Raw genomic sequence first — 14,202 nt, 5'->3', positions numbered from 1 at the left:
TAAAAATAAATAGCTAAAAGACTTGAGTGTGTTAAAGCATGACTCCATTAAAAAACAATTAAGAAAGTAGAATGAAATACAATCCGAACGAAATAGAGGCCAAATGGCAGCAATATTGGTTAGAAAACGAAACGTTTAAAGCCGAAAATAACTCAGAAAAGCCTAAATATTACGTACTTGATATGTTTCCGTATCCATCTGGAGCGGGATTGCACGTAGGACATCCATTGGGATATATTGCCTCAGATGTGTATTCCAGATACAAAAGACATCAGGGTTTTAATGTGTTGCATCCCATGGGCTACGACAGTTTTGGATTGCCAGCGGAACAATATGCCATACAAACGGGGCAACGTCCTGAGGATACTACTTCAGTAAATATTGATGGAGGAACCGATAAGGAAGGAAATAAAATTGCCGGTTACAGAAAGCAATTGGACAAAATTGGATTCTCTTTCGATTGGAGTAGAGAAGTGCGCACGTCAAATCCGGATTATTACAAACACACCCAATGGATTTTTATTCAATTATTCAATTCTTGGTACAATAAAAACAGCGACAAAGCCGAAGATATTTCGACTTTGGTTTCCATTTTTTCAACGGAAGGGAACGCAACTGTTAATGCGGTCTGCGATGATACTATTGAAGCTTTTTCAGCAGAAGACTGGTGTTCTTTCGTAAAGGAACAACAAGAGCGGATTTTATTGCAATACAGATTGACTTATTTAGCCGAGACTGAGGTCAACTGGTGTCCTGGATTAGGAACAGTGTTGGCGAATGACGAAATTGTAAATGGCGTTTCAGAACGTGGCGGTTTTACGGTTGTTCGCAAGAAAATGACCCAATGGAGCATGCGAATTTCAGCTTATGCGGAACGTTTGTTGCTAGGTTTGAACGATATCGATTGGAGCGAAAGCATCAAAGAAAGCCAAAGAAACTGGATTGGAAAATCCGTTGGGGCGACAGTTTCTTTTAAAGTCGAAAGTAAAAAGTCGAAAGTCGAAAGTGAGCAACAATATATCGATGTGTTTACAACCCGTCCTGATACGATTTTTGGAGTTACGTTCATGACTTTGGCTCCGGAACACGAATTGGTAGCACAAATCACCACTCCGGAACAAAAAGCAGCAGTAGAAGCGTATATAGAAAAAACGTCAAAACGATCCGAAAGAGAACGTATGGCTGATGTAAAGACCATTTCAGGAGTATTCACCGGAGCGTATGCGGAACATCCTTTTACCAAAGAGCCAATTCCGGTTTGGATTGGGGATTATGTTTTGGCAGGTTATGGAACAGGCGCGGTTATGGCGGTTCCTTGTGGCGACGAAAGAGATTTTGCTTTTGCGAATTTCTTCAAAGGTCAAAACGGAATGCAGGAAATCAAAAACATTTTTGCAAATGTGGATATTTCTGAGGTTGCATACGGTTCGAAAGACAATGTGATTATTGCTAATTCGGATTTCCTAAACGGATTGACGTACAAAGAAGCCACTAAAAAAGCGATAGAAGAATTAGAAAAACTAAACCAAGGAAAAGGAAAAACGAATTACCGTTTGCGTGATGCCGTTTTCTCTCGCCAGCGGTATTGGGGAGAGCCGTTTCCGGTATATTATGTTAATGGATTGCCGCAAATGATTGATGCGCAACATTTGCCAATCATTTTGCCAGAAGTAGAGAAATACCTACCAACCGAAGATGGTTTACCGCCCTTAGGAAACGCTTTGGTTTGGGCTTGGAATACAGACACGAATTCAGTAGTTAGTACGGATTTAGTCGACAATAAAACAATTCATCCTCTTGAATTGAACACGATGCCAGGTTGGGCGGGAAGTTCATGGTACTGGATGCGGTATATGGATGCGCATAATGAGAATGAGTTTGCGAGCAAAGACGCCCTGGCATATTGGGAGAGCGTTGATTTATACATTGGCGGAAGCGAACACGCCACCGGACATTTATTGTATTCTCGTTTTTGGAACAAATTCCTAAAAGACAAAGGTTTTGCACCTACCGAAGAACCATTCAAAAAACTGATTAATCAGGGAATGATTTTGGGGATGAGTGCTTTTGTTTATCAGTTTTCGTGGGCTACCGAATCTTTATATATAAAAGACGAAGGCAATAGAATGATAGAAAAGATGGCTTCTTTCTTTATGACTAAGTCAAAATATGATAAAATTATTAAAGGTGATTTAGAAGAAATAGAATCTGCTAGACAGTTTTATGTAAAGACATTAAGGCGTAATTTTCCAGGCGGAGATGTTATCAACACTGTGGGGGATATTTGTTTATGGCCAAAACATGCTGATGTTTCAATGGTTAACACTTCTGACGAATTAGATATTGAGAGATTCAAAAGCTGGAGAGAGGATTATGCAAATGCAGAATTTATTACAGAAGAAAACGGAAAATATATTGTAGGTCGCGATGTCGAAAAAATGTCGAAATCGAAGTACAATGTAGTTACGCCAGATGATATTTGTAACGAATACGGAGCTGATACGTTGCGTTTGTATGAAATGTTCTTAGGGCCATTGGAACAAGCGAAACCTTGGAACACGGCAGGAATTTCGGGCGTATTTGGATTTTTGAAAAAACTGTGTCGTTTGTATTTTGATGAAAATGGTTTGATTGTGACCAATGATGCGCCAACCAAAGACAACTTAAAATCATTGCACAAAACCATCAAAAAAGTAGCGGAAGATATTGAGAGTTTTTCTTTCAATACATCAGTTTCTCAGTTTATGATTTGTGTGAATGAATTGTCTACTCAAAGCTGTCATTCACGTACAATTCTGGAACCATTAGCAATTGTGATTTCGCCTTATGCACCGCATATTGCTGAGGAATTATGGTCGTTGTTAGGAAATACAGGTTCTATTGCGACAGTTGATTTTCCAATATTTGAACCAGCACATTTGGTAGAAAGCAGCAAAGAATATCCCGTTTCTTTTAATGGGAAAATGCGTTTCACAATGGTTTTGCCTTTGGATTTAACCAAGGAACAAATCGAGGAAATCGTAATGAAAGACGAAAGAACCATCAAACAATTAGAAGGAAAAACGCCAAACAAGGTGATTATTGTTCCGGGAAAAATTATTAATTTGGTGGGATAACGTTTGTTGTAGAGACGCACTGCAGTGCATCTCTACGGTGCGTCTCTATATAATATAAAAAAATCCAAATTCTATATTTAGAATTTGGATTTTTTTATTTCAATCCATAAAATTTGTTTCAACTGTGTTATTCGCGTTCTATTTCAGGAATGCCAAATTGACATTGTAAAAAATTGGTTCAGATTTTGATGTTTCTTTTATAACTTTAAACAATACAATTAAAAAACAAAAATATGGGAATGGGTTATTTGATTCTTGCCGGAGCAATTATGCTTTTCAGCTGGTTAGTTAGTTCAAGACTAAAAAGTAAATTTGAACATTATTCTAAATTACAATTGCAAAACGGAATGTCTGGCGCAGAAATCGCCGAGAAAATGCTTGCCGATAACGGTATTCGTGATGTACGAGTAATCTCTACACCAGGACGTTTAACGGATCATTACAATCCAGCAGACAAAACAGTGAATTTAAGTGAAGCGGTCTATAATCAAAGAAATGCGGCTGCGGCAGCTGTTGCGGCGCATGAATGTGGACATGCCGTGCAACATGCCGTCGGGTATCAGTGGCTAACCATGCGCTCTAAATTAGTGCCTGTGGTAAATGTAGCTTCTACGTACATGCAGTGGATTTTGCTAGGAGGAATCTTGATGATGAAGACTTTTCCACAATTACTACTGGTGGGGATTATCATTTTTGCAGCAACTACTTTGTTTTCTATAGTCACTTTGCCGGTCGAATATGATGCTAGTAATCGGGCTTTGGCGTGGTTAGAAAACAAAAGAATGCTGACGCCACAAGAACATGCTGGAGCTAAAGATTCCTTGAAGTGGGCTGCCAGAACTTATGTAGTGGCCGCTTTAGGATCTATTGCCACACTCTTGTATTATGTTTCGATTTATATGGGTGGAAGAAGAAATTAGATATTCGCTTGAAAATACAAATCCGTCTCGTGTAAAAAACAAGACGGATTTTTTGGTAATTAGCATATCGACGATTAACTGATTCAACCAAAAACCTACAGTTGAATTTGTCTTTCAATTTGTTGGTCTAAAGAAATAAAAGTTTCTGTTCTGGAAACGCCTTCTATCGCTTGAATCTTGGTGTTGAGCAAATGCATTAAATGTTCATTATCTCTACAAATAATCTTGATTAATATTGACCAGTTTCCAGTGGTATAATGGCACTCTAATACTTCCGGAATTTTTTTTAAATCACGTACTGCTTCTGGATTTCGAGCTGCTTTGTCCAGATAAATCCCAACGAAAGCCATGGTGTTGTAGCCTAGAATTTTATTGTTTACCGTAAATTTTGATCCCGAAATAACGCCAGACTGTTCTAGTTTTCGCAAACGCTGGTGAATCGCAGCTCCTGAAATCCCTATTTTGTTGGCGATCTGAAGAATTGGCTTTCGGGCATCTTCCATCAAGTCGCGTAAGATTTCTTTATCGATACCGTCTATTTCTACTACTAGCGAATTGATTTTCATAAGTTGTTGTTTTAAACTAAAATAAGAAAATTTATTTACATTGTAAATCAAATTTAATTAAAAAATGATTTAATCCATTATTTATTGTGTTTTTTGTTACATTGAGCGCAGTCTAGATACTAAAAAAATTATCGACTGCGCTTGAACTGTTAATAGAATTTATACGGATCATTAATACCCGATAAAGAAACAGAACGCAATTTTATATTTAGGGCCATAAAAAAGCCATTCAGGTTGTGAATGGCTATGGTAATTGTATCAGAAAGTATTTTTTATTTTCCTTTATTCGCTTCAGTAATGTATTTTTCTAAAGCCATTGTCATGGAAGGTGTTGCAGGTGTTGGGGCAAGAATATCTACTCTCAAGCCGTGATCTAATGCTTCTTTTTGAGTTGTGCTTCCAAAAACTGCAATTCGAGTGTTGTTTTGTTCGAAGTCCGGGAAGTTCATAAATAGTGATTTTATTCCAGTTGGGCTAAAGAAAGCCAAAACATCATAATATACATCAGCTAGATCCGATAGATCACTCATTACCGTTTTGTAAAAAATGGCAGGTGTCCAGTCTACTTTTAATGCATTTAACGTTATGGGCGCATCAGCATTTAATTGGTCTGAAGCAGGTAACAAGAACTTTTCGTCTTTGTATTTTTTTATCAATGGAGATAAATCTGCAAAATCTTTAGGTCCAACGTAAATTTTACGTTTTCTGTAGACTACATATTTTTGCAGGTAAAAAGCGATTGCTTCTGATTGACAGAAATATTTTAATCCTTCCGGAACTTTAAAACGCATTTCATCGGCTACTCTGAAAAAGTGGTCAACAGCATTTTTACTCGTTAAGATAATGGCAGTGTAATGGTTGAGATCAATCTTTTGAAGTCTAATCTCTTTTGCATTAACTCCTTCAACGTGAATAAAAGGCCTGAAATCAATTTTTACTTTATGCTTTTGTTGAAGTTCAAAGTAAGGTGAATTTTCCACCTTAGGCTCGGGTTGTGACACCAAAATTGTTTTCACTTTCATATTTTAACTTTTTCTAAGCACTCCCTTTCGTAAACCAGTAATACATAAAATAATAGGGAGCTATTTCGAGAGCGCAAAGATATAAAATAAAATAAAACAACTTACCGAATATTAAATTTCTATAATTTTTTATTAAAATAAAATAAGTTAATGTATTGATTATAAGAATTATAGATATGATAATTAAGGGAATATTTCTTGAAATTGAGTCGTAATAAAACAAAATTATATTTAAAGGCAGTATCAATAACCCAATATAGGTTCTGTAAGTTACCTTTTGGAGGTTAAAATGCTCCATAAACTCTTCAATATTAAAGGATGTGGCAATTATTTTTTCTACCAAATATTTAGATAAAATGAAGAAAACCAGAAAGGTAAATATCTGAATGTACAGGAGCCAATCCGTTTTTGAGGCATAACCAAAATAGCTGAGCGAAATTTGAATGAAGAAAGCAAGTGAAATAACTTGAACAAAAAATAAAGATACCGTAAACGTACTTTTTAAATGGCTGCTATCTCTATAAACATTGGTATATTTATTAGAAAAAAACAGATTTGCAAAATCCCCAAATCTATTTTCGAAAACAGATTTAGTAATTGCAATAATAGCAAATGATAAAACAAAAAGGGCAGTAGCCCAGTCTTTGCTCTCTGTTATTCTTGGATGAAGTATAGTTTCGATCATAACGGTGCAAAATTACTAATTTTTTATATCATTCTTTTTATTATAATTTTAATAAGGATGAAATGGCATAAAAAGTTTACTTTTGCTGGGAAATTAGTTGAAAACATGAATGATTGTATTGTTATAATTCCTACCTATAACGAAATTGAAAATATTGAAAGCATTATTCGATCAGTGCTTTCGCAACATAAACCTTTTCATGTTCTAATTATTGATGATAATTCTCCGGATCGCACCGCTGACAAGGTAGTTTTGCTTCAGTCAGAATTTGAGGGCAGATTATTTTTGGAAAAAAGAAACAAAAAATCAGGTCTGGGAACGGCTTATGTACACGGCTTTAGGTGGGCATTGAAGCATAAATATGAATATATTTTCGAAATGGACGCCGATTTTTCTCACAATCCAAACGATTTAGAAAAATTATATAGCGCTTGTCATTTTGGGGATGCTGACCTAGCAATTGGGTCTCGATACGTTACTGGAGTAAATGTGGTAAACTGGCCATTAAGCCGCGTGTTAATGTCCTATTTTGCATCAGTATACGTACGCATGGTTACTGGAATGAAAATTCATGATGCTACCGCTGGTTTTGTTTGTTACAAAAGAAAAGTTTTAGAAGATATAAAGTTAAAAGATATAAAATTTGTAGGTTATGCCTTTCAAATAGAAATGAAATACAGGACGTATTGTAAAAAATTTCAAATTTCGGAAGTCCCAATTATTTTTACCGACAGAACCAAAGGGCAATCCAAGATGAGCAATTCGATAATTATTGAAGCTGTTTTTGGTGTTATTGCACTTAGATTAAAAAGAATATTCAACACATTATAAGAAAAAGATAGGATGAACAGGGTTTTAATTAAGAATGCCAAAATAGTAAATGAGGGTGTGATTTTTGAAGGTGACGTATTAATTGAGAATGACTTAATTGTTGAAATTTCAGAAAGTATCAGTGCTAAATCTTCTGAATGTATAATCATTGACGCCGAGGGTAATTATTTGATGCCGGGTGCAATTGATGATCAAGTACATTTTAGAGAACCAGGACTTACCTATAAAGGGGATATTGAATCAGAATCTAAAGCGGCAGTTGCAGGAGGAATTACGTCCTACATTGAACAGCCCAACACGATTCCAAATGCGGTTACGCAGGAAATACTGGAAGAAAAATACGTATTGGCAGCACAAAAGTCCTATGCTAATTATTCCTTTATGATGGGAGCTACCAATGATAATTTAGAGGAAGTTCTAAAAACAAATCCCAAGAATGTTGCCGGAATAAAAATATTTTTAGGCTCCTCAACAGGCAATATGTTAGTTGACAATGAAGCTACTCTAGAAAAAATATTTTCAAGTACACCGATGCTTATTGCGGTGCATTGTGAAGACGAAGCGACTGTCAAGAGTAATTTAGAAAAATACAAAGCTGAATTTGGAGAGGATGTCCCAGTTACTGTTCACCACCTGATCCGAAGCGAGGAAGCTTGTTATATTTCCTCTTCTAAAGCGGTGGCGTTGGCTAAAAAAACAGGAGCTCGTTTGCATATTTTTCATCTTTCGACTGCCAAAGAAATGGATTTGTTTACAAACAAAATTCCATTAGAGGACAAGAAAATTACTGCTGAAGTTTGTGTACATCATTTGTGGTTTACTAACGACGATTATGCCACTAAAGGGAATTTAATTAAATGGAACCCCGCTGTAAAAACAGTAAATGATAGAAAAGTACTTTGGGAAGCTTTACTGGATGATAGAATTGATGTAATTGCAACAGATCATGCGCCACATACATTAGAAGAAAAAAAACAATCGTATTTGAAGGCGCCTTCTGGTGGTCCATTAGTACAACATGCTGTGGTTGCTATGTTTGAAGCGTATCATCAAGGAAAAATAAGTATTGAAAAGATTGTAGAAAAAATGTGTCACAATCCAGCCAAAATTTTTAAAATAGAAAAGCGTGGTTTTATTAAAGAAGGATATTATGCGGATTTGGTGATTGTAAATTCGGGTTTGCCGTGGAGCGTGAAAAAAGAAAATATTTTGGCTAAATGTGGTTGGTCTCCATTTGAAGGTTTTACTTTTAAATCTAGGATTACGCATACTTTTGTAAACGGACAATTAGTCTACACTGCTTTTAAAGTGAAGGATATTCGTGCTGGGAAACGTTTGTTGTTCGACCGATAAAAATTTGACCAATGAGAAAAGTTATAACATTTTTAGCGTTACTGACTCTTTTAATAAGCTGCAAGGACAAAGTAGTCCAAAAACCGGTACGTCTTATCGAGAAGGATGTTATGGTTGATATTATGTATGATTTATCAATTTTGGAGGCTATAAAGTATCAAAATCCCGCCTCATTAGATACTTTTAAAATTAATCCAAGAGATTTTATTTATAAAAAATATAAAATAGACAGCCTTCAGTTTGCCAAAAGTAATGTGTATTACGCGGCCGATTTTGAGGAATACAAATTGATGTTTGATCAAATTACAAAAAGACTGGATACTAGAAAAAAAGGATTGGATTCTTTAATTGTTTTGGAAAAAAAGAAAAAGAAGCCGGCTGTTCAAAAAAAGAAAAAACCAGTTATAATGGTCAGAGATACCACAAAATTGAAATAGGATAAATCAAATCAAAGGTGTGAAATTTCTTTTATATACTGGTGAATGTCTGTAAAATCTATTTTTAGCGTTTCTTTAATCTTGTGGTTAGAATAGGTATTTTTTGAATACGAAGCTTTAGCAGTGGCTTGGAATAATCCTGTCTTTCTTTGTGAAATAATAGACGAAAACCAATCCAATCTCCAAAGTATTTCCGTAAAAAAGGGCTTTGCATGAATTTCAGGTCTTTTCACATTTAATGAATCGGCCATAGTATTGAGAATATCACGGAAAATACTATTTTCTGCAATCAGGGTAAAGCGTTCATTCTTAATTTCACTTTGCATTAATTGATGTGCGATTCGAACAACATCAGTAACGGCAACAAATCCCGTTGAACCCAACGTATAAAATTTCAATCCGTTTTTTACTTTTGTAAAAAGTTGTCCACTTCCTTGTTCTCTATAACCGGGTCCGAGAATAACGCCTGGATTTACAATGATTACATCTAAACCTTCTTGTTGTCCACGCCAGATTTCCATTTCGGCACCATATTTAGAAATGGCGTAATCACTATGTGGCTTTTCCGGATTCCATTCGGTTTCTTCGGTAATGAATTTTTCGTGAGGTAGTAAATCGCCCAAAGTGGCTATAGAACTTACAAAACACAATTTTTTTATTTTATAGGAAACACAGAAATTCACAATATTCGCTGTGCCTTCAATGTTTGTTTTTCGCAATATATCTTCGTCTTTTGGGTCAAAAGAGATCAAAGCGGCGCAATGGTACACGGTGTCAATATTTTGAAACGCAATTTCTAACGAAGGAACTTCGGTAATATCTGCGGGAACCCATTCAATTTGATCAAATAGCAGTTCTTTTTTATAGATAACGAATAGGGATCTTGTTTTCTCTATGGAAGCGACACTTCGATAAATGGCACGTGCTTTTTCTCCTTTCTCCATTAAATGAAGCAATAGATGTGCGCCTACTAAACCGGTTCCTCCTGTGACTAAAATCATTTGGTAAAGATAATTAGATTGTTCGATTTTTAGACCGATAGATTTTCAAATTATGCAATTAAAGCTATCTTTGTGAAAATTGATTTTTATAAAATGAAAAATATTATTTCCGAATTACAATGGCGCGGCTTAGTTCACGACATCATGCCTGGAACCGAAGAGCAACTTCTAAAAGAAATGACAACGGCTTACATAGGATTTGACCCAACATCCGATTCCTTACATATTGGAAGCTTAGTGCCTATAATTCTTTTGGTTCACTTGAAAAATTTCGGACATAAACCTATTGCATTGGTTGGTGGAGCTACAGGAATGATTGGTGATCCATCTGGGAAATCAGATGAGAGAAATCTCTTGGATGAAGCGACTTTGAATCATAATGTAGAGGGAATAAAAAGTGTTTTATCTCGTTTTTTAGATTTTGATTCGAATGAAATAAATGCGCCAGTTCTGGTAAATAATTATGATTGGATGAAGAATTTATCATTCATTAATTTCGCTCGTGACGTGGGTAAACGAATCACAGTAAACTACATGATGGCCAAAGATTCTGTAAAGAAAAGATTGTCCGGTGAAGGCGAAGGAATGTCCTTTACGGAGTTTACGTACCAATTGATTCAAGGGTATGATTTTTACCATCTGCACAAAGAATACAATTGTTTGTTGCAAATGGGAGGTTCTGACCAATGGGGAAATATTACAACAGGAACTGAATTAGTCCGTCGTATGAATGTAGGTGAAGAGGCTAAAGCATACGCAATGACTTGTCCTTTGATAACAAAAGCTGATGGTTCTAAATTTGGAAAATCCGAAGGCGGAAATGTTTGGTTAACCGCAGATAAAACTTCGGTTTATAAATTTTACCAGTTTTGGTTGAATACGACCGATGTTGATGCAGAAAAATACATTAAGATTTTTACTTTCTTAGATGCTGCAACAATAGCTGCATTAATTGAAGAACATAAAACGGCTCCACATTTAAGAGTGTTGCAAAGAAGATTGGCTGAAGAGCTTACAGTTTTTGTTCATTCAGCCGAAGATTTAGAAAATGCGATAAAAGCATCGAATATTTTGTTCGGCAATTCTACTTCAGATGATTTGAAACAATTGGACGAAGCGACTTTCTTGGATGTTTTTGATGGTGTTCCTCAAACGGAAATTAGTAGAAATGAAATTGAATCGGGAATCAATATTGTTGACGTTCTAAACGAAAAAACAGGATTTCTAAAATCGAATGGCGAAGCTAGACGCGCTTTGACAGCGAATTCTATTTCAGTAAATAAAGAAAAAGTGGCAGAAGATTTTGTGCTTTCCACAAAAGATTTAATCAACAATCAGTTTGTATTGTTGCAAAGTGGAAAGAAAAATTATTTTGTGGTGAGAGTGGTTTAATTTGGTTGACCAAATAAACAAATTACCATATCAACGTTTACAAAACCATCAAGTTGCAACCTCGAATATCAGAATTATCAAAACGTCCCAATACCTCGAAAGAGTTGTTGGGATTTTTTTTGCCCAAATCTTGCGTGGCAATGAACGAACAAGAATTGATATTAGCCAAATCAATCACGTTGATTCCGCCTGTTTTTCCGTCTTGAATATAGGTCAAAGCATCTTCAGTGTCACGAACCAGGATTTGTATCCAAGAAGGGCATTCAAATACGCCGTTTCCTAAAGAATAGGCTTGTGAAAGCAATTCGGTCATTCCATATTCAGAATGTATGGCTGAGACGCCAAATCCTTTACACAACTGTTCGTGCAATTCTTCTCGAATCATTTCTTTACGTTTGCCTTTCATACCTCCCGTTTCCATAATGATAGTATGCAACAATTGAAACTGATGTTTTTCAATTAAGTCTAATAAGGCAAATGTTACTCCAATAAGAATCACATTTTGTCCCGCTTGGTCTAAAGTGATAAGCTTGGCAATCAGTTCGTCATGGTTGTGCAGGTAAAATCCACTTTCGGGATGATTGGAAAGTTCAATTAAGTCCTTGACCATATAAATTAAGGAAGAACCTTCTCTTTCCAGATAGGAAGGAAGCAAAGCCAAAACAACATAATCTTCAATGTTGCCATAAAATTGGGAAAATCCTTTGCGGTAGCTCTCTTCATACAAGGAAACATCAGTGACGATGTGTTTGCTGGTAATCATTCCGGTTGTGCCACTGCTGGTGAAAATTTCTTGAATGGGATTGCTATTGGAAATCACTTGATGACTCTTAAAGAACTGAATCGGTAAAAATGGAATCTGCTGTAAAGATTTTACCTTATGAGGATCTGTTTTTAATAAATTACAAAATTCTTGATAGACTAAGTTCTTTTCATACTGGAAACGAAACACTTTTAAGGCAATTTTCTCAAACTGTTTTTGACTGGAAAGAGCAAATATATCTAAAGATGTGATCAAGATTTTTTTTGCAAAAGTAAACAAAATTTTATAGGCAAACCAATAGCAGGATTGTATATGCTTTAATGTAGGTATTGATTTAGTAAGTTAAAGACATAAAAAAAGCCCCAATTAAAATTGAAGCTTATGTGTTGTATCTTTAGAATATCATCGTATGATTAATTTCCGCGTAGCCGATGCTTCCTTTTCATTGATTTTTATGATGTAAACACCAGAAGATAAATTAGAAACATTAAGTTCTTTTGAGCTTAACATTGTTTGAAGTACTTTCTTTCCTAAAACATCAAAGATAATTATTTCTTTATCTAAGTCATTTTTTGTAGAAATGTAGACTTTCCCATTATACACGGGGTTCGGGTACAAGCTTAAACCTTCAATTGTGGCGGTTTCTTGTGTTCTTGGTTGTTGCTTCGATTCCTGAGCACTAAGGCTTAGAGAAAATAAAATAACCAATACTGTAATAATATAAAAGTAGTTTTTTGCCATCAGATTAGTTTGTATAGTAAATATACAAAATATATTTCAAAAAGCATACCAAAAAAAAACATCCTGATTGCTCAGGATGTTTAATATGAAATATTAGAGTTTATTACAAATTTCCTAGTAAATTAACGCCATCAACAATAGCCCAAGCACCAGGAGTCAATACAGCTCCGGATGCTGATGCACTTGTTGTATAGTTTGCCGGTAAAAATGTTACTGTGAAAGTTGCTGCGCCAGCCCCCCATAAAGAAGTATTGTCTGCAATTTTAACATTTAACATTTTTATTTTACCTGTAAGAACTTGATTGGTGTTTGTCGCAGCATCTTGAATTCTTACTGAAGTTGCATTTGTAGATGTATATCCAGAAATTACTACATTAGAATATTCTCCATTTCCTTCTTTTTTAAATTGGATTGCATCTACTTCAAGAGGATTTCCTGCCTCTGTAACTGTTCCTGCAGCTCTTCTTAAAGTAATATTTGATACTTTAGGAAAAAATGCATTATTTACACTTTTTGATTCGATTTCCATTCCAAAATTTCCAGCTCCAGTTTGATACGCATACCAGTTGGTATTTGCTTGGCCTTGCCATCCATCTTGCCAGTCAAATGAATCATCTGTGTTTCCGTAAGAAATTAGGTTTTTAGCACTTACTGTTCCTCCGTAAAATTCAAATCCATCATCAGCTCCTTTGTAAGAAACTAAATTTTCTAAAACTGTTCCAGATCCCACTGAATAAAATGAGAAACCATTCATTTCAGAATTTCCGTCAAGGATTTTTTTACCTGCGTATTCTACTCTAACGTATTTCAATGAACCACCATTGTGAGTTGGATTTGTGCCTCCATAAACAATGTTAGTACCATCCTCAGATGTTGCAGTAGTGATAGGCGTTCCGTCAGCTGTTTTTCCTGAAACAATAGGAGCATCACCAAACATTATTATACCACCCCAAGAACCTGCGGTTTTAGATTTTTCTGTAAATACTACTGGTTCAGCAGCTGTACCTGAAATATTTAATTTTCCACCGTTTTCAATTAATAAAGCGTCAGTTCCATTTGATGCATCGGCAGTTACTACTGAACCTGCTTCAAAAGTTAGTGTAGCGCCACTTTTTACTCTAACTGTACCACTTAATGCGTAAGTACCTTTAGTGTATATTTTGGATGCTGTAATATCACCTGTAATATCACCTGTAGCTGTTGGAGGGGTAGTAGTTACATCGTCGTCACTTGAAGTACAGCTTGTAAAAACTAAACTTAATAAGGCTAGGCTGAATACTAATTTTTTCATTTTTAATGATTTTAGAATTATAGTTTTTGTGTTATTTATTGTTGTCAAAAGTACAGAGAGTACCTTGTGTATTGATTATGGAAT

The 14,202-nt window shown here is 35.5% G+C and carries 13 protein-coding genes; 6 read left to right on the top strand and 7 right to left on the bottom strand.

What is annotated here, in order from left to right:
• The first annotated feature begins 71 nt into the window (after positions 1-71).
• Positions 72-3,116: a leucine--tRNA ligase gene (locus ACNQF9_RS03080; protein ID WP_417989617.1), complete on the top strand. Its 3,045-nt coding sequence runs from the start codon at positions 72-74 to the stop codon at positions 3,114-3,116.
• Between the two features lie 233 nt (positions 3,117-3,349).
• Positions 3,350-4,036: a zinc metallopeptidase gene (locus ACNQF9_RS03075; protein WP_208857663.1), complete on the top strand. Its 687-nt coding sequence runs from the start codon at positions 3,350-3,352 to the stop codon at positions 4,034-4,036.
• Positions 4,037-4,131: 95 nt separating this feature from the next.
• Here ACNQF9_RS03075 and ACNQF9_RS03070 read toward each other — a convergent pair whose 3' ends face one another.
• The 3 genes from ACNQF9_RS03070 to ACNQF9_RS03060 all read right to left on the bottom strand — a co-directional run bounded on the left by ACNQF9_RS03070 (position 4,132) and on the right by ACNQF9_RS03060 (position 6,309).
• Positions 4,132-4,602: an Lrp/AsnC ligand binding domain-containing protein gene (locus ACNQF9_RS03070; RefSeq protein WP_417989616.1), complete on the bottom strand. Its 471-nt coding sequence runs from the start codon at positions 4,600-4,602 to the stop codon at positions 4,132-4,134.
• Positions 4,603-4,874: 272 nt separating this feature from the next.
• Positions 4,875-5,624: a uroporphyrinogen-III synthase gene (locus ACNQF9_RS03065; RefSeq protein WP_417958778.1), complete on the bottom strand. Its 750-nt coding sequence runs from the start codon at positions 5,622-5,624 to the stop codon at positions 4,875-4,877.
• A gap of 13 nt (positions 5,625-5,637) precedes the next feature.
• Entirely contained in the window at positions 5,638-6,309 is a 672-nt protein-coding gene (locus ACNQF9_RS03060) for a DUF4271 domain-containing protein (RefSeq protein WP_417989615.1), read from the bottom strand.
• A 105-nt stretch (positions 6,310-6,414) separates the two neighbouring features.
• Here ACNQF9_RS03060 and ACNQF9_RS03055 point away from each other — a divergent pair, with 105 nt between their 5' ends.
• Genes ACNQF9_RS03055 through ACNQF9_RS03045 form a run of 3 tightly spaced genes read left to right on the top strand, consistent with a single transcriptional unit; the run spans position 6,415 to position 8,930 of the window.
• Positions 6,415-7,140: a polyprenol monophosphomannose synthase gene (locus tag ACNQF9_RS03055; RefSeq protein WP_417959391.1), complete on the top strand. Its 726-nt coding sequence runs from the start codon at positions 6,415-6,417 to the stop codon at positions 7,138-7,140.
• A gap of 12 nt (positions 7,141-7,152) precedes the next feature.
• Positions 7,153-8,493: a dihydroorotase gene (locus ACNQF9_RS03050; RefSeq protein ID WP_417989614.1), complete on the top strand. Its 1,341-nt coding sequence runs from the start codon at positions 7,153-7,155 to the stop codon at positions 8,491-8,493.
• 11 nt (positions 8,494-8,504) lie between these two features.
• Positions 8,505-8,930 carry a DUF4296 domain-containing protein gene (locus tag ACNQF9_RS03045; protein WP_417989613.1) on the top strand — a complete coding sequence of 142 codons (426 nt, stop codon included), beginning with the start codon at positions 8,505-8,507 and terminating at the stop codon, positions 8,928-8,930.
• A gap of 11 nt (positions 8,931-8,941) precedes the next feature.
• Here ACNQF9_RS03045 and ACNQF9_RS03040 read toward each other — a convergent pair whose 3' ends face one another.
• Positions 8,942-9,931 carry an NAD-dependent epimerase/dehydratase family protein gene (locus ACNQF9_RS03040; RefSeq protein ID WP_417989612.1) on the bottom strand — a complete coding sequence of 330 codons (990 nt, stop codon included), beginning with the start codon at positions 9,929-9,931 and terminating at the stop codon, positions 8,942-8,944.
• 93 nt (positions 9,932-10,024) lie between these two features.
• Here ACNQF9_RS03040 and tyrS point away from each other — a divergent pair, with 93 nt between their 5' ends.
• Positions 10,025-11,323, top strand: a complete 1,299-nt coding sequence (gene tyrS / locus ACNQF9_RS03035; RefSeq protein WP_417989611.1) for a tyrosine--tRNA ligase — start codon at positions 10,025-10,027, stop codon at positions 11,321-11,323.
• Between the two features lie 37 nt (positions 11,324-11,360).
• On the opposite strand, the gene ACNQF9_RS03030 is transcribed toward tyrS, so the two are convergent.
• From ACNQF9_RS03030 to ACNQF9_RS03020, 3 genes are all read right to left on the bottom strand, one after another.
• Complete coding sequence (locus tag ACNQF9_RS03030; protein WP_417989610.1) at positions 11,361-12,341, bottom strand: LuxE/PaaK family acyltransferase; 981 nt, start codon at positions 12,339-12,341, stop codon at positions 11,361-11,363.
• 147 nt (positions 12,342-12,488) lie between these two features.
• Positions 12,489-12,827, bottom strand: coding sequence for a T9SS type A sorting domain-containing protein (locus tag ACNQF9_RS03025; RefSeq protein WP_417989609.1), 339 nt, complete (start codon positions 12,825-12,827; stop codon positions 12,489-12,491).
• 103 nt (positions 12,828-12,930) lie between these two features.
• Entirely contained in the window at positions 12,931-14,118 is a 1,188-nt protein-coding gene (locus ACNQF9_RS03020; protein ID WP_417958770.1) for a hypothetical protein, read from the bottom strand.
• Positions 14,119-14,202: the final 84 nt, after the last annotated feature.

Source organism: Flavobacterium amylolyticum (assembly GCF_048284335.1).
Lineage (GTDB): Bacteria > Bacteroidota > Bacteroidia > Flavobacteriales > Flavobacteriaceae > Flavobacterium.
Note: the sequence above shows the minus strand (reverse complement) of the source record. Positions and strands in the feature narration are given on the sequence as shown.